The 17,321-nt window shown below is 69.4% G+C and carries 21 protein-coding genes and 3 tRNA genes; 8 read left to right on the top strand and 16 right to left on the bottom strand.

Features of this window, described 5'->3' with window-relative positions; all coding sequences use genetic code 11:
• Nucleotides 1-152: 152 nt before the first annotated feature.
• On the top strand, nucleotides 153-842 hold the full coding sequence (gene cofC / locus AN215_RS25965) for a 2-phospho-L-lactate guanylyltransferase (protein ID WP_431306316.1): 690 nt from the start codon (nucleotides 153-155) through the stop codon (nucleotides 840-842).
• Nucleotides 843-862: 20 nt separating this feature from the next.
• Nucleotides 863-1,066: a hypothetical protein gene (locus AN215_RS25960; protein WP_028435371.1), complete on the top strand. Its 204-nt coding sequence runs from the start codon at nucleotides 863-865 to the stop codon at nucleotides 1,064-1,066.
• Nucleotides 1,067-1,221: 155 nt separating this feature from the next.
• On the opposite strand, the gene AN215_RS25955 is transcribed toward AN215_RS25960, so the two are convergent.
• From AN215_RS25955 to leuC, 4 genes are all read right to left on the bottom strand, one after another.
• Entirely contained in the window at nucleotides 1,222-1,902 is a 681-nt protein-coding gene (locus AN215_RS25955; RefSeq protein ID WP_070010748.1) for an HU family DNA-binding protein, read from the bottom strand.
• A 125-nt stretch (nucleotides 1,903-2,027) separates the two neighbouring features.
• The gene (locus AN215_RS25950; protein ID WP_028435369.1) at nucleotides 2,028-2,282 is read right to left on the bottom strand and encodes an SCO5555 family protein; all 255 of its coding nucleotides are present in this window, start codon (nucleotides 2,280-2,282) and stop codon (nucleotides 2,028-2,030) included.
• A 137-nt stretch (nucleotides 2,283-2,419) separates the two neighbouring features.
• A complete protein-coding gene (gene leuD, locus AN215_RS25945) occupies nucleotides 2,420-3,013 on the bottom strand; it encodes a 3-isopropylmalate dehydratase small subunit (RefSeq protein ID WP_070010749.1) in 594 nt (197 codons plus the stop codon).
• A gap of 3 nt (nucleotides 3,014-3,016) precedes the next feature.
• Nucleotides 3,017-4,441, bottom strand: a complete 1,425-nt coding sequence (gene leuC / locus AN215_RS25940; protein ID WP_070010750.1) for a 3-isopropylmalate dehydratase large subunit — start codon at nucleotides 4,439-4,441, stop codon at nucleotides 3,017-3,019.
• A 216-nt stretch (nucleotides 4,442-4,657) separates the two neighbouring features.
• Between leuC and ndgR the strand changes: the two genes are divergently transcribed.
• Nucleotides 4,658-5,377 carry an IclR family transcriptional regulator NdgR gene (ndgR, locus tag AN215_RS25935; protein WP_070010751.1) on the top strand — a complete coding sequence of 240 codons (720 nt, stop codon included), beginning with the start codon at nucleotides 4,658-4,660 and terminating at the stop codon, nucleotides 5,375-5,377.
• A gap of 134 nt (nucleotides 5,378-5,511) precedes the next feature.
• Here the strand turns inward: ndgR and AN215_RS25930 are convergent, their stop codons facing one another.
• Nucleotides 5,512-5,982: a DUF4188 domain-containing protein gene (locus AN215_RS25930; protein WP_070011326.1), complete on the bottom strand. Its 471-nt coding sequence runs from the start codon at nucleotides 5,980-5,982 to the stop codon at nucleotides 5,512-5,514.
• Between the two features lie 134 nt (nucleotides 5,983-6,116).
• On the opposite strand from AN215_RS25930, the gene AN215_RS25925 reads away from it, so the two are divergent.
• The gene (locus AN215_RS25925; RefSeq protein ID WP_070010752.1) at nucleotides 6,117-6,764 is read left to right on the top strand and encodes a MerR family transcriptional regulator; all 648 of its coding nucleotides are present in this window, start codon (nucleotides 6,117-6,119) and stop codon (nucleotides 6,762-6,764) included.
• A gap of 70 nt (nucleotides 6,765-6,834) precedes the next feature.
• Here the strand turns inward: AN215_RS25925 and AN215_RS25920 are convergent.
• From AN215_RS25920 to AN215_RS25900, 5 genes are all read right to left on the bottom strand, one after another.
• Nucleotides 6,835-6,907: transfer RNA gene (locus tag AN215_RS25920), tRNA-Glu, on the bottom strand.
• Between the two features lie 31 nt (nucleotides 6,908-6,938).
• Nucleotides 6,939-7,011: transfer RNA gene (locus AN215_RS25915), tRNA-Glu, on the bottom strand.
• Between the two features lie 58 nt (nucleotides 7,012-7,069).
• Nucleotides 7,070-7,141 (bottom strand) — tRNA-Gln (locus AN215_RS25910).
• A 134-nt stretch (nucleotides 7,142-7,275) separates the two neighbouring features.
• Nucleotides 7,276-7,506: a DUF397 domain-containing protein gene (locus tag AN215_RS25905; RefSeq protein WP_070010753.1), complete on the bottom strand. Its 231-nt coding sequence runs from the start codon at nucleotides 7,504-7,506 to the stop codon at nucleotides 7,276-7,278.
• Complete coding sequence (locus tag AN215_RS25900; protein WP_070010754.1) at nucleotides 7,499-8,317, bottom strand: helix-turn-helix domain-containing protein; 819 nt, start codon at nucleotides 8,315-8,317, stop codon at nucleotides 7,499-7,501. Before AN215_RS25900 ends, AN215_RS25905 begins: the two co-directional genes overlap by 8 nt.
• A gap of 121 nt (nucleotides 8,318-8,438) precedes the next feature.
• Here AN215_RS25900 and AN215_RS25895 point away from each other — a divergent pair, with 121 nt between their 5' ends.
• The 3 genes from AN215_RS25895 (at nucleotide 8,439) to AN215_RS25885 (ending at nucleotide 10,709) form a co-directional block, all read left to right on the top strand.
• Nucleotides 8,439-8,912, top strand: a complete 474-nt coding sequence (locus AN215_RS25895; protein WP_070010755.1) for an ATP-binding protein — start codon at nucleotides 8,439-8,441, stop codon at nucleotides 8,910-8,912.
• A 274-nt stretch (nucleotides 8,913-9,186) separates the two neighbouring features.
• A complete protein-coding gene (locus AN215_RS25890; RefSeq protein ID WP_245694718.1) occupies nucleotides 9,187-9,432 on the top strand; it encodes a hypothetical protein in 246 nt (81 codons plus the stop codon).
• Nucleotides 9,433-9,869: 437 nt separating this feature from the next.
• Entirely contained in the window at nucleotides 9,870-10,709 is an 840-nt protein-coding gene (locus AN215_RS25885; protein ID WP_070010756.1) for an alpha/beta fold hydrolase, read from the top strand.
• 143 nt (nucleotides 10,710-10,852) lie between these two features.
• Here the strand turns inward: AN215_RS25885 and AN215_RS25880 are convergent, their stop codons facing one another.
• The 3 genes from AN215_RS25880 to AN215_RS25870 form a co-directional block, all read right to left on the bottom strand.
• A complete protein-coding gene (locus tag AN215_RS25880; RefSeq protein ID WP_070010757.1) occupies nucleotides 10,853-11,272 on the bottom strand; it encodes a peptidase inhibitor family I36 protein in 420 nt (139 codons plus the stop codon).
• A 501-nt stretch (nucleotides 11,273-11,773) separates the two neighbouring features.
• The gene (gene gltX, locus AN215_RS25875; protein WP_171904308.1) at nucleotides 11,774-13,327 is read right to left on the bottom strand and encodes a glutamate--tRNA ligase; all 1,554 of its coding nucleotides are present in this window, start codon (nucleotides 13,325-13,327) and stop codon (nucleotides 11,774-11,776) included.
• 1 nt (nucleotide 13,328) lies between these two features.
• Nucleotides 13,329-14,111 carry a fumarylacetoacetate hydrolase family protein gene (locus AN215_RS25870; RefSeq protein ID WP_070010758.1) on the bottom strand — a complete coding sequence of 261 codons (783 nt, stop codon included), beginning with the start codon at nucleotides 14,109-14,111 and terminating at the stop codon, nucleotides 13,329-13,331.
• 717 nt (nucleotides 14,112-14,828) lie between these two features.
• On the opposite strand from AN215_RS25870, the gene AN215_RS25865 reads away from it, so the two are divergent.
• On the top strand, nucleotides 14,829-15,371 hold the full coding sequence (locus AN215_RS25865; RefSeq protein ID WP_171904281.1) for a DUF1648 domain-containing protein: 543 nt from the start codon (nucleotides 14,829-14,831) through the stop codon (nucleotides 15,369-15,371).
• Between the two features lie 156 nt (nucleotides 15,372-15,527).
• Here the strand turns inward: AN215_RS25865 and AN215_RS25860 are convergent, their stop codons facing one another.
• The 3 genes from AN215_RS25860 to AN215_RS25850 form a co-directional block, all read right to left on the bottom strand.
• Nucleotides 15,528-16,112 (bottom strand): GTP-binding protein, encoded by a 585-nt coding sequence (locus tag AN215_RS25860; protein ID WP_028435360.1) that lies wholly within the window; start codon nucleotides 16,110-16,112, stop codon nucleotides 15,528-15,530.
• Nucleotides 16,093-16,770: a DUF742 domain-containing protein gene (locus AN215_RS25855; protein WP_070010759.1), complete on the bottom strand. Its 678-nt coding sequence runs from the start codon at nucleotides 16,768-16,770 to the stop codon at nucleotides 16,093-16,095. The genes AN215_RS25860 and AN215_RS25855 overlap by 20 nt, the downstream gene beginning before the upstream one ends.
• Nucleotides 16,771-16,906: 136 nt before the next feature.
• Nucleotides 16,907-17,320, bottom strand: a complete 414-nt coding sequence (locus AN215_RS25850) for a roadblock/LC7 domain-containing protein (protein ID WP_037975732.1) — start codon at nucleotides 17,318-17,320, stop codon at nucleotides 16,907-16,909.
• Between the last annotated feature and the right edge of the window lies 1 nt (nucleotide 17,321).

Genomic DNA, 17,321 nt, shown 5'->3' with positions numbered 1-17,321 from the left:
GGCGCGTCCGGCGTGGGTTCACCCGGGCGCGCGAGGGGCAAGTCTCGCCCCGCACCCCCCACCGTGTCGAGCACACGGTTCGTCTGCGTCTGCCCTGCAACCGTAGCCGGGCGCCTGCCCGCCTCTGCGGGCGGCGGGTGAGAATGGGGGAGATGCAGCCACACGTGACGCCCGTGGCGTGGACCCTCGTGGTGCCGTTGAAGCCACTGACACGGGCCAAGAGCAGGCTCGCCGCGACAGCGGGAGAGCCGGTGCGGGCCCGGCTCGCGCTGGCGTTCGCGCAGGACACGGTGGCCGCGGCGCTTGCTTGCACGTCCGTACGCGATGTGGCGGTCGTCACGGACGATCAGCACGCGGCGCGGGAGCTGACCGTGCTCGGCGCGCGCATCGTGCCCGACTCCCCTGCCGCGGGCCTCAACCCCGCGCTGGCCCACGGCGCCGCCGAGGTCCTCGCCGGCCGCCCCGACGCCGCTCTCGCCGCGCTCAACGCCGATCTGCCCGCGCTGCGGCCTGAAGAGCTGGGACGGGTCCTGGACTTCGCCTCAGGCGTCCCCCGCGCGTTCCTGGCAGACGCCGCCGGTACGGGCACCACGCTGCTGTCCGCGCTGCCGGGCCACGCCCTCGGGCCGCACTTCGGTCCGCTCTCGCGCGCCAGGCACCGCGCCTCGGGTGCGGAGGAGATCGTTCTGACCGGCGTGGACACCGTGCGCCAGGACGTGGACACGGAGGCCGATCTGGTGGCCGCGCACGCGCTGGGCCTCGGCCCGTTCTCTGCCCGGGTCAACGACCAGGACACCCCGTGCGAAGGCGCCGAGGCCGCTCCCCTCAACAGCGGCCTGTGACCTTGCCCTAGGCTCGCGGCATGCAGGCCACTTCGTACACCTACGACCCGGAGACACGCACGGGCAGCGTGCTGCTCGACGACGGAACGCCGCTGCCCTTCGACGCCGCCGCCTTCGACGCCGGCGGGCTGCGGCTGCTGCGGCCGGGGCAGCGTCTGCGAATCGAGGTCGAGGGGAGCGGCGACGAGCGCAGGGTCACCTTCGTGACGCTGCAGACCCTTTGAGGGCTCCGAGCGCCCCTTCTGCGGGCGCGGCGGGCGTTCCAGTCCCCGCGGCAGCCGGCCGGCACCGAAGGCCCCTCAAACGCCCGCCGGGCCGGACTCCCGGCGGGAGTCCGGCCCGGCGCTGCGGGGCGTGTTCTTCGTAGGGGCCTGCAGGCTCAGCGCTTGCGCGCCGTGGCCCTCTTGGCGGTGGTCTTGCGGGCGGCGGTCCGGCGGCCGGGCGCCTTCCTCGCTGGAGCCTTCTTGGCGGTGGCCTTCTTCGCCGCCGACTTCTTCGCGGTGGTCTTCTTCGCCGCGGTCTTCTTGGCGGTGGTCTTCTTCGCCGCGGTCTTCTTCGCCGCCGTCTTCTTGGCGGTGGACTTCTTCGCGGCAGCCGTCTTCTTCGCCGGCATCCGCTTCGCGGCGGTCTTCTTGGCGGCGGTGGCCTTCTTCGCGGCGGTCTTCTTGGCGGCGGTGGCCTTCTTCACCGCAGCCCGCTTGGTCGCCGACTTCTTCGCGGAAGTGCCGCCCATCAGGCTGCCCTTCGGAGCCTTCTTCACCGCGACATCGTTCTTCGGAAGCTTCTTCGCCCCGCTGACCAGTTCCTTGAAGCCGGCGCCGGCGCGGAAGCGCGGCACCGAGGTCTTCCGCACGCGGACGCGCTCGCCGGTCTGCGGGTTACGGGCGTACCTTGCGGGCCGGTCCACCTTCTCGAAGGAGCCGAACCCGGTGACCGAGACCCGCTCCCCTGACACAACGGAGCGGACGATCGCGTCCAGTACGACATCGACCGCGTCCGCGGCCTGCTGCCGTCCACCGAGCTTGTCCTGGATTGCTTCGACGAGCTGCGCCTTGTTCACGTCTTCCCCTTCGGAACTATTGCAGGAACGAATGTGTTCAAGCTTTTTCGCACGCTAGGCAGATATATACCGCGAATCAAACATGAAACGGGCGAATCACCCTTGTGCCGCAACGAACTCGCCCTTCATCGAGTTCCGTCAGCGCGCTTGCCTGCCTGTTCCTCGGGGAAGCGTCCCTCGTCGATATCCGTCATCAGACGGTCCACGCGCCGCTCCGCGTCGGCGAGATCGTGCTTCGAGGCCGCGGTGATGACCAGCAGCTTGCGCTGCAGCGCCACCCGTACGCCCTCGGGGACTTGCAGTGTGCGCACTCGTGTGTGCGCCTCCTTCAAGCGGGCGGCGAGCCGGTCGTAGAGATCGAGTTGACCGTCGCGTTCCATGCACCGATTGTGCCATCTGCGGTGAGTTGTCGCATACCGGCTTCTCAACACACACTCGCGCCCCACGCCACGAGGGGCGGGGGCGCGAGCGGTGATGCGGCTGCGGTGCGTGCGGTCAGAGGGCTCTCAGAGGCACGTCACGCCTGCTGCGTAAGGGGCTTGAAGGCGGGACGCCCCGACTCGTAGGCACTGATGGCGTCGTCGTTCTTGAGGGTGAGGCTGATGTCGTCCAGCCCTTCCAGGAGACGCCAGCGGGCGTTCTCGTCCAGCTCGAAGGCGGCCTCGACACCCGGCCCGAAGACCTTGCGCTGTACGAGGTCGACCGTGACCTCGGCGCTCGGGTCGGACTCGGCCAGCGCCCACAGCGCGTCCACGGTCTGCTGCGGCAGTACGACCGTGAGCAGGCCGTTCTTCAGGGAGTTGCCCCGGAAGATGTCCGCGAAGCGCGGAGAGATCACGGCCTTGAAACCATAGTTCTGCAGCGCCCAGACCGCATGTTCGCGGGAGGAGCCGGTGCCGAAGTCCTCGCCGGCGACGAGCACCGTGCCGCCCTTGTACGCCTTCTGGTTGAGCACGAAGTCGTCCTGCTTGCGCCACGCCTCGAAGAGCCCGTCCTCGAAGCCGTCGCGGGTGACCTTCTTCAGCCAGTGGGCGGGGATGATCTGGTCGGTGTCGACGTTGCTGCGGCGCAGCGGGACGACCCGGCCGGTGTGGGTGGTGAAAGCTTCCATGGCTCAGGCCTCCACGAGAGCGGGAACGTCGGTCAGGTCGGCGGGTGAGGCCAACCGCCCCAGCACCGCTGTGGCCGCCGCGACCTGCGGCGAGACCAGATGCGTGCGGCCGCCCTTGCCCTGCCTCCCCTCGAAGTTGCGGTTGGAGGTGGAGGCGGCGCGCTCGCCCGGCTTGAGCTGGTCGGGGTTCATCCCCAGGCACATGGAACAGCCCGCGTGCCGCCATTCGGCCCCGGCCTCGGTGAAGATCTTGTCCAGGCCCTCCTCGACGGCCTGCAGCGAGACGCGTACGGAGCCGGGCACGACGAGCATCCGTGTGCCGTCCGCGACCTGCCGTCCCTGGAGCACGGCCGCGGCCGAACGCAGGTCCTCGATACGGCCGTTGGTGCACGAGCCGACGAAGACGGTGTCGACGCCGACCTCGCGCAGCGGCTGTCCTGCCCTCAGCCCCATGTACTCCAGCGCCTTCTCGGCCGCCACCTTCGCGCCCTCGTCCTCGAAGGAGGCCGGGTCCGGGACGGACGCGGACAACGGCGCGCCCTGGCCGGGGTTCGTGCCCCAGGTCACGAACGGGGCCAACTCCCCGCCGTCGATGACGACCTCGTGGTCGAAGACCGCGTCCTCGTCGGTGCGCAGCGTCTTCCAGTACTCCACGGCCGCGTCCCAGTCGGCGCCCCGCGGTGCGTGCTCCCGGCCCCGTACGTACTCGAAGGTCGTGGCGTCCGGGGCGATCATCCCGGCGCGGGCTCCCGCCTCGATGGACATGTTGCAGATGGTCATCCGCGCTTCCATCGACAGCTTCTCGACGGCCTCGCCGCGGTATTCGATGACGTAGCCCTGGCCGCCGCCGGTGCCGATCTTCGCGATGACCGCCAGGATCAGGTCCTTCGCCGTGACGTCCTCGGGCAGTTCGCCGTTGACGGTGACCGCCATCGTGCGGAACGGCGCCATCGGCAGCGTCTGAGTGGCCAGCACGTGCTCGACCTGGCTGGTGCCGATGCCGAAGGCGAGCGCGCCGAACGCGCCGTGCGTGGAGGTGTGCGAGTCGCCGCAGACCACCGTCATGCCCGGCTGGGTCAGGCCCAGCTGCGGTCCGACGACGTGCACGACGCCCTGCTCGACGTCGCCCAGCGGGTGCAGCCGTACGCCGAAGTCCGCGCAGTTCTTGCGCAGCGTCTCCAGCTGCGTGCGCGAGACCGGGTCGGCGACGGGCTTGTCGATGTCGATCGTGGGGGTGTTGTGGTCCTCGGTCGCGATGGTGAGATCGGTACGACGCACCTGCCTGCCGTTCTTGCGCAGACCGTCGAAGGCCTGCGGGCTCGTCACCTCGTGCAGCAGGTGCAGATCGATGAAGAGAAGGTCCGGCTCGCCATCGGCGCGCGTGACGACGTGGTCTTCCCAGACCTTCTCCGCGAGTGTCCGTCCCATCGCTTTCCCTCCGGCCGGCCTCGTCGCCGGCCCACATGTCGAGATCCAATGGCACACCAGGGTCTGGGTCCGCCGGTCTTCCCCCTGGCTTCTCCCCCGCGCTTCGCGGGGAGGTGCCCCCAGGGAGGTCCCCCGGTGTGCTCCGCCACTCCAGGGTGGCGGTTGGCGCCGGAAAAGGAACTTGCGTTTCATACTTTGAGACGCGAGTATCGACGCATGGACAACTCTAGCGGCGTCGGCGTTCTCGACAAGGCGGCTCTGGTACTGAGCGCCCTGGAGTCCGGTCCGGCCACCCTCGCCGGGCTGGTCGGCGCGACCGGCCTCGCACGCCCGACGGCACACAGACTCGCGGTGGCGCTGGAGCACCACCGCATGGTCGCGCGCGACATACAAGGGCGCTTCATCCTCGGTCCGCGCCTTGGAGAACTGGCCGCCGCGGCTGGCGAGGACCGCCTTCTGGCCTCGGCCGGTCCCGTACTGACGCACCTGCGCGACGTCACGGGCGAGAGCGCACAGCTCTACCGGCGCCAGGGCGACATGCGCATCTGCGTCGCCGCGGCCGAGCGGCTGTCCGGCTTGCGGGACACCGTGCCGGTCGGCTCGACCCTGCCCATGAAGGCGGGCTCGGCGGCGCAGATCCTCATGGCCTGGGAGGAGCCGGAGCGTCTCCACCGCGGCCTGCAGGGCGCCCGGTTCACGGCGACGGCCCTCTCGGGCGTACGCCGCCGGGGCTGGGCACAGTCCGTGGGCGAACGCGAACCCGGCGTGGCCTCGGTCTCCGCGCCGGTGCGCGGGCCGTCGAACCGCGTCGTCGCCGCCGTGTCCGTTTCGGGGCCCATCGAGCGGCTGACGCGGCACCCCGGCCGCATGCACGCGCAGGCCATCGTCGACGCGGCGGCGCGGCTGAGCGAGGCGCTGCGCAGGACCACGGGCTGAGCGGGCGGCACCCCCTCCTTCCACCCCTGCTCGCGAGGCCGCGGTCCCGGCTGTGTCGCGCGCACCGCTCAGCCGTCCGTCCGACGTCGGCCCTCCGCCGTGGGCCGCTCCCGCCCCGCCGCGTCGGGCCCGCGTCAGCCGTCCGTGCGGTCGGCGGACATCCGCTCCGCGGCCCGCTCGCCACGCCTGCCCACCGGCTCGGTGCCGTGGGCGGCAGCGAGACCGTGCGGGGGCATGTTCACGTACATCGTTTCGTACCGCCCCTCCGGGACCGCATAGGTCTCGTGCCAAATCCCCACGTCAGGACCGCTGTTGCGGACCCGGCTGTTGTAGGCCGCCCACGCGGGCCGGTGCTCCTTGTCCGCCGCCGACGCGTACGCGAAGAGCTTCTCCGCGGATTCCCAGTACTGCACGACCGTGATGTCGCGGAGCCCGCCGACCAGCACCCGGAATCCCAGCAGGCCGCTGGAGGCGTCCTTCGAGAGCTCCTTGAGCATCCGCGGCATCGCCTTGAAGACGGGCAGCCAACTCCGCACCGCCCGCAGCCTGTTGATGCGCATCCCGATCAGGAACACCACCACGTCGCCGTCGGCGGCCGCAGTCATGCGCTCCGTCTGCACTTCTCCCGTCACGGTGCACTCCCTTCGCCAGTGGATAGCTCAACTATCCAACATAGATAGTGCTACTCTCCAACGGTGGACGCAAGTGGTAATCGAGCAGCGGGACGGGATCGGCACGCATGCGCCTGGCGGAGCTGAGCGAACGCAGCGGAATCAGTACGGCGACGATCAAGTACTACCTGCGTGAGGGGCTGCTGCCGCCCGGCCGCCGCATCTCCACCACTCAGGCCGAGTACGACGACCCGCATCTGCGGCGGCTGCGGCTCATCCGCGCCCTGACACAGGTCGGCCGGCTGCCGGTGGCGACCGTCCGCGAGGTCCTGAGCAACGTCGACGACAGCTCCCTCGACCAGCACAGCCGCATCGGTTCCGCCGTGTGGGCGCTGCCGCACGGCTCGCAGCCGGCGCCGGAGGGCCAGGACGAGCAGGACGCGGACCTCACGGCCCAGGCGTTGCTCGAAGAGCTGGGCTGGGGCTACTCGCACGCCGCCGGGTCCGCGTCTCCCGCGTACCGCATGCTGGTGCGGGCGATCGCCGCCCTGCGGCGGCTCGGCTATCCCGCCGCGACGGAGAACCTGCTTCCGTACGCACGGGCGGCCGGTCAGGTGGCGACGACGGACCTGGAGCTGATCGCCGGTTACGACGACGCCGAGGAGCAGATCGAGGCCGCCGTGGCGTGCACGGTGCTCTACGAGCCGGTGCTGCTGAGCCTGCGGCGGCTCGCGGAGGCGGAGGAGTCCAACAGGCGCTTCGGTACGAAGAGTTGAGGGAGCCGGGGCAACCCGCCGGCGAAGACGAAGAAGCCCTCCGCGTCTCGCGGAGGGCTTCTTGACCGAGTACCCCCGACCGGATTCGAACCGGCGCTACCGCCTTGAGAGGGCGGCGTGCTAGGCCGCTACACAACGGGGGCCTCTGTTCGGTCCGTAACGATCACGGACCCGTACCCCCGACCGGATTCGAACCGGCGCTACCGCCTTGAGAGGGCGGCGTGCTAGGCCGCTACACAACGGGGGCCTCGATCTTGTGACTTACGCCTCTGACGCCTCTGAACTGCGCCGACTACAAGATCGCGCTGGGCTACCAGGACTCGAACCTAGACTAACTGAACCAGAATCAGTCGTGCTGCCAATTACACCATAGCCCACCAAAACGCAACCCCCTGGTGGGGATTTTGTCCGGGTGATCGCTTTCCGGTCGGGCCTCGCGGCCTCGCCCCGGTCAGCGACAGGAAGAACAGTACCCGATCGGCGACGGCGCTCCAAAACGGGTTCCCGGCGGCTACAGGGCCGTGAGGAACGCCCGCCAGGAGCGGCCGGGGAGGCAGAGGGCGGGGCCGTCTGCCCGCTTGGAGTCCCGGACGTGGACGGCGGCGGGGGTGGCCGCGACCTCGACGCAGTCGCCGCCGCCGGAGTCGCTGTAGCTGCTCTTGCGCCACTCGACGGCGACCTCGACGCAGTCGCCGCCGCTCGCATCGCTGTAGCTGCTCTTGCACCAAGCCAGCTCAGTCATCACTCTCCGCCAACTGCTCGATCAGCGCTTGAGATTCCTTCGGTCGAAGGGCCTGCCGACTGATCATGGCACAACGCCGCGCATACGAACCCACCTCGTTGGGATCAGAGACCAAGGTGCTCTTCCCGTTGGCCTCGAAGTAGACAATTCGTTCACTGTCCTGCGTTTCGATCAACTTCAACGGTCCGAACAGCCCGGCGTGGGCGCCGCAGTTTGTCGGCATGACCTGGACGTTCACATTGGGCTGCTCAACACATGCGAGCAGGTGCTCGTACTGCCGCTTCATCACCTCTCGTCCGCCGAGTTGCCGACGCAGCGCTGCCTCTTCGAGGACTACGTCGATCACACAGACGGGCTTGCGCTCAAGCAGCGCAGCTCGTTCCGTTCGCGCGATGGTAAGTCGCTGCACTTCCTCTTCTTCCAACGGCGGGAAGCCGGTGCCGAGGAGGGCGCGGGCATAGTCCTCTGTCTGAAACAGCCCCTCTATCACCTGCGTGCAGAACGACGTGACACTCAGCGCCTCCTGTTCCAACTGCACGAAGCCCTGGAAGTGTTCGGGATACCGCTCAAGGCGCAGGTACTTGCTCGCTGCCCGGATGACGCCTCCGGCGTCCAGCGCCTTCTCGGCGGCCTCCACGAACTCGTCCGTCGCCGGCTTGGCGCCCGTCTCCACCGCGCTCACGGCCGCGCCCGTGTAACTCATGCGCGCGCCCAGGTCGTTCTGGGACAGGCCCGCCGAGCCGCGCAGCAGGCGCAGCACCTCCGCGAAGTACTGGCCTGCCGGAGAAGCGACCTTCTTGCCCTGGGTCATGGTCCAGCCACCCCTCAACTCGTCTCAACGCCGCTCAACTTCGAGGGCGTGAAGGTCACCGTCCACCGCCGTCGACATGCGATCACTACCGAACGTAGCCGCGTGGGCCGACTCTGGTCACATGAACTCGGAAAGTTACGAGGGGACTTCCCCCGCGCTCTCGTCGCTCGTCTGGTGGCGGAGGTTCCCGTCCACTCCGCGTACGGTCACCGCCGCCCGGCGCGCGACGAGAGCGGCCCTCGCCGGATGGGGCGTCGAGGGCGAGGGCGTCGCCAACGCGGCCCTTGTCGTCTCGGAGTTGGTGACGAACGCCGTACGGCATGGACACGTGCCCGGGCGGCTGGTCGAGCTGCGGATCACGTACGACCTGGAGAAGACCGTCACGGTGGAGGTCTCCGACGCGGGAGACGGGCGTCCGCCCCTGGCCGGCGTCGGCCCGGCGGAGACCGCCCTGGCCGAGTCCGGCCGCGGACTCGCGCTCGTCGAAGGGTTCGCGGACGCGTGGGGCGTACGGGACCGCGTGATCGGCAAGACCGTCTGGGCACGCCTTCTGGTCGGAACGAGCAGGACGCAAATGACGTCAACATGCCCTTGACGCTTGGTTTGACCTGCGAGTTCACCGCCAGCAAGATCAGCCTGGAAAGCTGAAAACCCGTGCATATGACTGCACAATCCCCTGTGGCCTTCCCGCGAGGACGGCCACGGACGGCTTCCACCCACGCACGCGAGGAGTCCGTAGCATGAAGACCTGTCCGCCATTGAACGATGCGCGAGGAGGTCCGGCAGTGCCGATCCATGTGAACTCCGAGGCATGCGAGAAGACTCCGGGCGCCATTCGCAAAGCACTTGAACGCCGACCGGACTGGCTGATGGGGTTCACTCAAGACTTCATGTGCGCCGCCGGGGAGTTCGACCAGGCGGCGATGGACGCGGCGGTCGACAAGTGGTTCCCCGCCGCGTGTGCCTGCGCCACCCCCGGCTACGTGGACGAGATCGAGGACATCGCTCGGCGAATGAACGAAGGCGACACCGAGGGCCTCGTCTTCTGGGACTCCGACGGCAACGCCTGGGACGCGGACAACAATCCGCTCCCTCGGCGCCGGAGCGGGAGTTGAGGGCCTACGGCATCCGGTACACCGACCGTGCAGGTCGGACGAAGGCGGAACTGCCAGCCGCTCAGCGGAACTCGCTCGAGAACCTGGAGGAGCGTCTCAGCACCGACCCCTTCGGCCAGGGCGCCGGAGCAACCGCGACAACACCTGGTCGGCCTTCTTCACCGGCGGAATGATCACATACGTGGTCTCCAACCGGCACCTCATGATCAACGTTATCGATCTGATCTCACCCTGACCGGCGCCAACGCACGCCCCCGGCCGTGGAGTTCGGGACCTCCAAGAGCGAGTGACCGACCGTGCGGCCGGCGGCCGGGACCCGGAGCGGGGCCGCCTCGTCGGGCTGCAGCAGATCGCCCGTACGGGGGCTGACCGTGCTACGCCTCTCTCCCGGAGGGAAATGCGTTGCTCCGTCCCCGCGCCGCTGACATGGTCTCGCCATGCCTGCCTTCTCCGCGCACGACGGGACCACGCTGGCCTACCACGTGTGCGGAGAGGGGGCACCGCTGGTTTGCCTGCCCGGAGGGCCGACGGACTCCGCATACCTCGGGGACCTCGGCGGCCTTTCCGCGCGCCGGCAGCTGATCAGGCTGGACCTGCGGGGCACCGGCCGGTCCGCGACACCGGAGGACGCCGCGTCCTGCCGCTGCGACCGGCTCGTCGACGACGTGGAGGCCCTGCGCCGGCACCTCGGCCTGGCCCGGGTGGACGTGCTCGCGCATTGCGCGGGGGCGAACCTGGCGGTGCTGTACGCCGGTCGGCATCCGGAGCGCATCGGCAAGCTCGTCCTGGTCACGCCGAGCGTCAGGGCCGTCGGGCTCACCGTCACCGGCGCGCTGCGGCGCGAGACCGCGCGGCTCCGCAAGGACGAGCCGTGGTTCCCGGACGCGTTCGCGGCGTTGGAGGCGATCACTGAAGGGGCAGCCACCGACGACAGCTGGCGGGCCGTCGCCCCGTTCTCCTACGGCCGCTGGGACGAGACGGCGCGGGCCCATCAGGCCGCCGGGGACGAGCGGATGAACATGGAGCTCGTGGCGGCCTTCGGCGCCGACGGAGCTTTCGATCCCGAGACCACCCGCGCCGCGCTGGCCCGGTTCACGGCGCCGGTGTTCCTGCTGGCTGGGGAGGTCGATGTGAGCGCTCCCCCGCCGGCGACGGCCGAATTCGCCGCGCTGTTTCCGAATGCCGAACTGGTCGTACAGCCCGGCGCCGGACACTACCCGTGGCTCGACGACGCCGGCGCGTTCGTGGCGGCCACCGCGGCTTTCCTCGACAGGTGACCAGCTCTCGAGATCCCGAGTTCCCCCGGCGCCGATACGGTGAGTGAGATCCATACCGGCGCCGAGGGGTCAGCCCGTCATTCCATCACTGAACGATGAGCCCTGCCAAGGAAGTTCAGGATGGAGGGCAACTAGGCGCGGTTCTAGCGAGCCACCTTGAGGGACGAGATCTTGTTGTCCGCCTTCTTCATGGTCCCCCCTGCGCCAGGGGAGAAGTACCCCATGTATCCGCGGTAGTTGGTCTTCCGGTAGACCTTCACGTACTTGCTGGTCCTGTTCCACACGGAAGTCGCGCTGTTGTCCATGCCGAAGTCGCCCAGGTCGTGGGCTCCTCGCTTGAACCTGGCCATGGCCCCCTTGCCGTTCTTCCCCGTGAAGAGGCAGAAGTATCCCTTCGGACACCTCTTGTAGCCCTTGGCGGCGGCGTCCGCGGAGGGCTGGGCCTGCTGGGCCTTCACGGCCGGCGACTGGCTCACCGGTGCTGCCTGCGCCGAGGCCGGCACGGCGATGACGGCACCCGCCACCACAGTGGCACAGAGGATCGTCCGGATCTTCCTACCCATCAGATGCGTCCTTTCGTAAATGCGTTGACGCTGTCCCCTGCCGGGACGCCACTCCGGTCGATCCCGGTTGCCAGGAATTTCTGCGGGCATTCGGTTCAGGCCATTTACAGAGCCGTATACATGTTCGCGTAGCGATTCAATGCCCGGGTCTTTTCACTCCTAGGGTGGTGCTGCCTCTTGTCACAGCTGGACATCCCGCGGCCTCTTCGGATTCGTTCATCTCGCAAGGACTGGATTGTCGGGGCCGAACCAACCGGCACAGGCATCTCCGGCCGGATGTACCGGAGGTTCCTTTTCCACTTTCCCGTGCCTGCCGCGGGTCGTCCGAAAACCGCCCATACAGAAACGGAGTTTCAACGAGCGCTTTTCCCGTACACGGCTTCTGAAATGGAAGCGCCTATCGAATGCGCTTACGTATTTCACACGCACGACGAAGGCCCGGGAGCCACCGGTTTCGGTGGCTCCCGGGCCTTCGTCGTGCGTGTCGCGGGCCGTCGGACGTCAGGTGCCGGACTGTGCGTCCAGCTTCGTCAGCGCCGCGTCCACACGGGCCAACGTGCGGTCGCGGCCGAGGAGTTCGAGGGACTCGAAGAGCGGGAGGCCGACCGTGCGGCCCGTGACCGCCACGCGGAGCGGGGCCTGGGCCTTGCCGAGCTTGAGGCCGTGCTCCTCGCCGGCCGCGAGCACGGCCTCCTTGAGCGCCTCGGCCTTCCAGTCGGCGTCGGCCAGCCTCGTACGGGCGGTGCGCAGCACGTCCTCCGCGCCGGGCTTCATCGCCTTCGTCCAGGACGCCTCGTCCCAGACCGGCTCGTCCAGGAAGAGGAAGTCGACGTTCGCGGTGATGTCGGAGAGGACCGTGAGGCGGGTCTGGGCCAGCGGGGCCAGCTCTTCGAAGGCGGCCTGGTCGAAGGCCTCCGGCGGCCACGGCGCGTACGGGGCGCGCAGCCACGGCTCGCACGCGGAGATGAACTCGGCGAGCGGCATCTCGCGCAGGTGCGTGGCGTTGATGGCCTCGCACTTCTTCAGGTCGAAGCGGGCGGGGTTGGCGTTGACGTCGGCGATGTCGAAGGCGGCGATCATCTCGTCGAGGGTGAAGATGTCGCGGTCCTCGGCGATCGACCAGCCCAGCAGGGCAAGGTAGTTGAGCAGACCCTGGGGCAGGAAGCCGCGCTCGCGGTAGAGGTTGAGGGACGCCTGCGGGTCGCGCTTGGAGAGCTTCTTGTTGCCCTCCCCCATCACGTACGGGAGATGGCCGAACGCTGGCGTCGTGCCGTTGCCGACGCCGAGTTCCGCGAGGGCGCGGTAGAGCGCGATCTGGCGCGGGGTGGAGGAGAGCAGGTCCTCGCCGCGCAGCACGTGCGTGATCTCCATGAGCGCGTCGTCGACGGGGTTGACGAGCGTGTAGAGCGGTGCGCCGTTGGCCCGGACGATGCCGTAGTCGGTCACGTTCTCCGGGGCGAACGTCAGCTCTCCGCGCACCAGGTCGGTGAAGGTGATCGGCTCGTCCGGCATGCGGAAGCGGACGATGTGCGTGCGTTCTTCGGCCTCGTACGCGGCGATCTGCTCCGCGGTCAGGTCGCGGCACTTGCCGTCGTAACCGGAGGGCCTGCCGGCCTTGCGGGCGGCCTCGCGGCGGACCTCCAGCTCCTCGGCGGTGCAGTAGCAGGGGTAGGCGTGGCCGGCCTCCTGGAGCCTGGCGGCGACGTCGGCGTAGATCTCGGTGCGCTGCGACTGGCGGTAGGGGCCGTGCGGGCCTCCCCCTGGGCCTGCGGCCCGGGCGGTACCCCCAGGGCCGCCGTGGGCGGCGTCGAAGGCCGTGGGGCCCTCGTCCCAGTCGAGGCCGAGCCAGCGCATGGCGTCCAGGAGCTGCTCGTAGGACTCCTCGGTGTCGCGGGCCGCGTCGGTGTCCTCGATACGGAAGACGAGGGTGCCGCCGTGGTGGCGCGCGAACGCCCAGTTGAACAAGGCGGTCCGTACGAGGCCGACGTGGGGGTTGCCCGTCGGCGAGGGGCAGAAGCGGACGCGGACGTCCTTCGCGGTCACGGTCGCGGTCACGTCAGTCACGCTTGACCACCTTGTTGGTGAGGGTGCCGATGCCTTCGATGGTGACGGCGACCTCGTCGCCGACGGTGAGGGGGCCGACGCCCGCCGGGGTGCCGGTGAGGATGACGTCGCCGGGCAGCAGTGTCATGGCCTCGGTGATGTGGACGACCAGGTCCTCGACGGAGCGGACCATCTCGCTCGTACGGCCGAGCTGGCGCTGCTCGCCGTTGACGGTGCACATCACGCCGAGGTCGGAGGCGTCCAGCTCGGTCTCCACCCAGGGGCCGAGCGGACAGGAGGTGTCGAAGCCCTTGGCGCGGGCCCACTGCAACTCGCTGCGCTGGATGTCGCGGGCGGTGATGTCGTTGCCGCAGGTGTAGCCGAGGATGACGTCCTTGACGCGCTCGCGTGGCACGTCCTTGCACAACCGGCCGATGACGACAGCCAGTTCGGCCTCGTAGTGCACCTCGGAGGAGAAGGACGGGTAGGTGACGGGGTCGTGCGGGCCGCACAGGGACGTGGACGGCTTGAAGAAGACGACCGGGGCGTCCGGGACCTCGTTGCCCAACTCCTTCGCGTGCTCGGCGTAGTTGCGGCCGATCGCGACGACCTTGCTGGGCAGTACGGGCGGCAGCAGACGGACCTTGTCCAGCGGGAGCTTCTGCCCCGAGAGTTCGAACTCCGCGAAGGGATGGCCCTTGATGATGTCGAGGACGGGGCCGCCTTCGGTCTCCGCGTCCCCTTCCACGACACCGAAGGCGACGTTTCCGTCGAGGGAGAATCTTGCGATGCGCACGGGTTCGGGCTGCCCTTCAGCTCTGGCCGGACGGGGTTGACGACGCTCCAGCGTATGCGATGCGCTTCGTGAGGGCTCCGCCCCCACTCCCCTGCCGGGGCTCCGCTCCGGGCCCCGTTTCCGGGTTTCCGGGCGATGGACACGAGGGGCGGCTCGCGTCCGAGCGGGTACGAGGGGCGGCCCGCGTCCGAGCGGTACGCGGCTGCGCGCGACGGGCTCGGGTGCGCGCGAGCTTCGCGGCCCGGGGTGCCGGCCGAACACGCGCAGCACTCGCGCGCGCCCGCACACTGGCTCTCTCGCGGCCGTGGGCTCCCGGGCCCGCCCGTGCACCACACCGCGAATCAAGCGGGCGCTCGGGACCCAGGGCCCCGCCCCGGAGCCCCACGCGGCGGAGGCATGCGGCGGAGGCGGGCGACCGGCTCCTTCGCTCCCGGTCGCAGCGCGCCGTCCGCCGCGGCGTGCACCGTCCGTACCCCCTGCACGGACCAACAAGGCACCGGGCACGCCATGTTGGACCCGGCGCGGCAACTCGATCCCGCCCCGCACGCACCCGCCTCAGCGGCGCACGCGGCCGACCCGCGCCGCGGCGGCGGATGCCGTCGATCGATCGTCGCCGGCCCCTGACGCCCGGGACCGTGCCACATGCACAATCGCATGAGGCCGAGGCGAACGGCCCTGGGTACGGCACGGATTGGAGTGGGTGTGCGGAGCCGGAACGTGTCCTCGCCGGGAGGGCCGCTGTGGTCCTGGCTGGCGCCGAGCCTGGTGCTGCTGACCGCCATGGCGGTCTGGGGAGCGGTCCGGTATCCCGGTCTGCCGGACCGTCTGCCCGCGCACATCGGCCCGGACGGCATCGACGCGTGGACAGCGAAGGGCGTGGGGGCCGCCTTCGTCCCGGTCTTCATCTACGCGGGGCTCACCGTGGTGCTCACCGGCTGCGCGGCGCTGGCGACACGCATCACCCCGCAGGACGAGTTGCCGGAGCCCCGGAACCGTTGGAGCGGGGCGGCGGCCGCCATGACCAACCGCCCGGCCAGCGGCGTCTCGGCCCGCCGCACGGCCCGGTCACTGCTGATCATGAACGCCTTGTCCGGGGCGGGGTTCCTGCCGCTCTGCTGGCTCCAGTGGCGTACTCCGGAGACAGCCGCCGTCCCCGCCTGGGTCATGCCCGGAACGCTGACGCTCTTCCTCCTGGGCCTCGTCCCGGTCGGCGTGGCCTGTGCACGTGACATGGCCGAGAAGAGGACCGCCCGAGCCTGAGCCGCGTTCGACGAGGCACCCTTCCTGCGGAAGCGGCCGTCGCCGCAGAGGGAGACGTTCCCAGGGAGCGGCCGGAGACGACGAGAGCCGGACCGAGGTCCGGCTCTTCGTCGTACGGGGCGCCGCCGTCGGCGGAGGCGCGCGGCGGCGACCGCGCTATCGCAGGCGGGCCATCAGCGCGTGCTCGACCAGCGTGATCAGCGCGCTCTTCGCGTCCGCGCGGTGACGGGCGTCGGTGGTGATGATCGGGGCGTCGGGCCCGATCTGCAGGGCCTCACGCACCTCCTCCGGCGTGTACGGCTGATGACCGTCGAAGCCGTTGAGGGCGATCACGAAGGGGAGGCCGGAGTTCTCGAAGTAGTCCACCGCGGGGAAGCAGTCCGCGAGGCGGCGGGTGTCGACGAGGACGACGGCGCCGATCGCACCGCGGACCAGGTCGTCCCACATGAACCAGAAGCGGTCCTGTCCGGGCGTACCGAAGAGGTAGAGGATCAGGTCCTGGTCGAGGGTGATGCGGCCGAAGTCCATGGCCACCGTGGTGGTGGTCTTGTCAGCGGTGTGTGACAGGTCGTCGATACCCGCCGACGCCGAAGTCATCACGGCTTCCGTGCGCAGCGGATTGATCTCCGACACGGCACCGACGAAGGTCGTCTTGCCCACACCGAATCCGCCAGCAACCACGATCTTCGCGGAGGTGGTGGAACGGGCAGCAGCGCCGCCGCTAGAGCTTCCGAAGTCCACTGAGCACCCTTTCGAGCAGTGTCACGTCTGGCTGGCCGTCGGAGTTGGTGTCGTCGCCGCCCGGCTGGTGAATGGCGACGAGGCCCGCTTCGGCCAGGTCGGCGACGAGGATACGGGCGACGCCGAGGGGAATGGTGAGAAGTGCCGAGATCTCAGCTACCGATTTGATCTCGTAGCACAGACGGCAGATCCGCTGGTGCTCGGGCAACTGGCCCTGGAGCCTGGCGGGTTCGGCCGAGGTGTGCACCAGTGCCTCGATGGCGAGCTGGTAGCGGGGACGGGTCCGTCCACCCGTCATCGCGTACGGGCGCACGAGCGGCTGCTGTTCGGTGCGGCCACCCTGGTTGGCAGGGTCCTTGCGGGGCTGCGGCTGCACCGTCTGGATTCGGGGCGGTGGCCCCTGGTCGTACTGGCGCCGCTCCTGCCGGCGGTCGTAGCGCGAGGACTCGTACAGCCCCTCGTCGTACCGGGAGGGCTGCCGGCGCGACGGCGGCGGAGGCGGCGGCTGCTGGTGCGGCTGACCGGGCCCCTGCTGCTCGTAGCCGGGCTGCTGCCCGGCGGCGTGCCGGCTGGGCGTGGAGGGGAAGTTGAAACGCCTGGGACGCCCGTTCTCATGACCGCTGCCGTACGACGACGGGCCGCCTGGGGGCATTGTCATGTTTCCTCCTCCGACTCACGGACGTGCGGGCCACACATTGTTCCGTCCTGCTCCGGCACTGTCTTCAGCGGGCACGCACCTAAAGCACCTTATGGCGCTCCGGCTCAACGCGCACTGCCTGTCTGCCGGTTGAGAACTAGTTCAGCAGGCTTCCTTGCAGTTCGGCGCGGAGATCCGGTGTGAGGACCGTGCCTGCGCGGTCGACGAGGAGTGCCATTTCGTAGCCGACAAGTCCGATGTCGGCCTCGGGATGTGCGAGAACCGCGAGCGCCGAACCGTCGGAGATGGACATGATGAAGAGAAATCCTCGCTCCATCTCCACAACCGTCTGGTTCACGCTGCCGCCCTCGAAGATCCGGGAGGCTCCGGCGGTGAGTGAGGTAAGCCCGGACGCGACTGCCGCCAACTGGTCGGCGCGGTCGCGCGGGAAGCCCTCGGACATTGCGAGCAGAAGCCCGTCCGCGGAGACCACCACCGTGTGGGACACACCCGGGGTGCTGTCCACGAAGTTGGTGATCAACCAGTTCAGGTTCTGCGCCGCCTGGCTCATC

This window comes from Streptomyces abyssalis (genome assembly GCF_001751365.1).
In the GTDB taxonomy this organism is placed as follows: Bacteria; Actinomycetota; Actinomycetes; order Streptomycetales; family Streptomycetaceae; genus Streptomyces; species Streptomyces abyssalis.
This window is presented reverse-complemented; position numbering and strand designations above follow the sequence as displayed.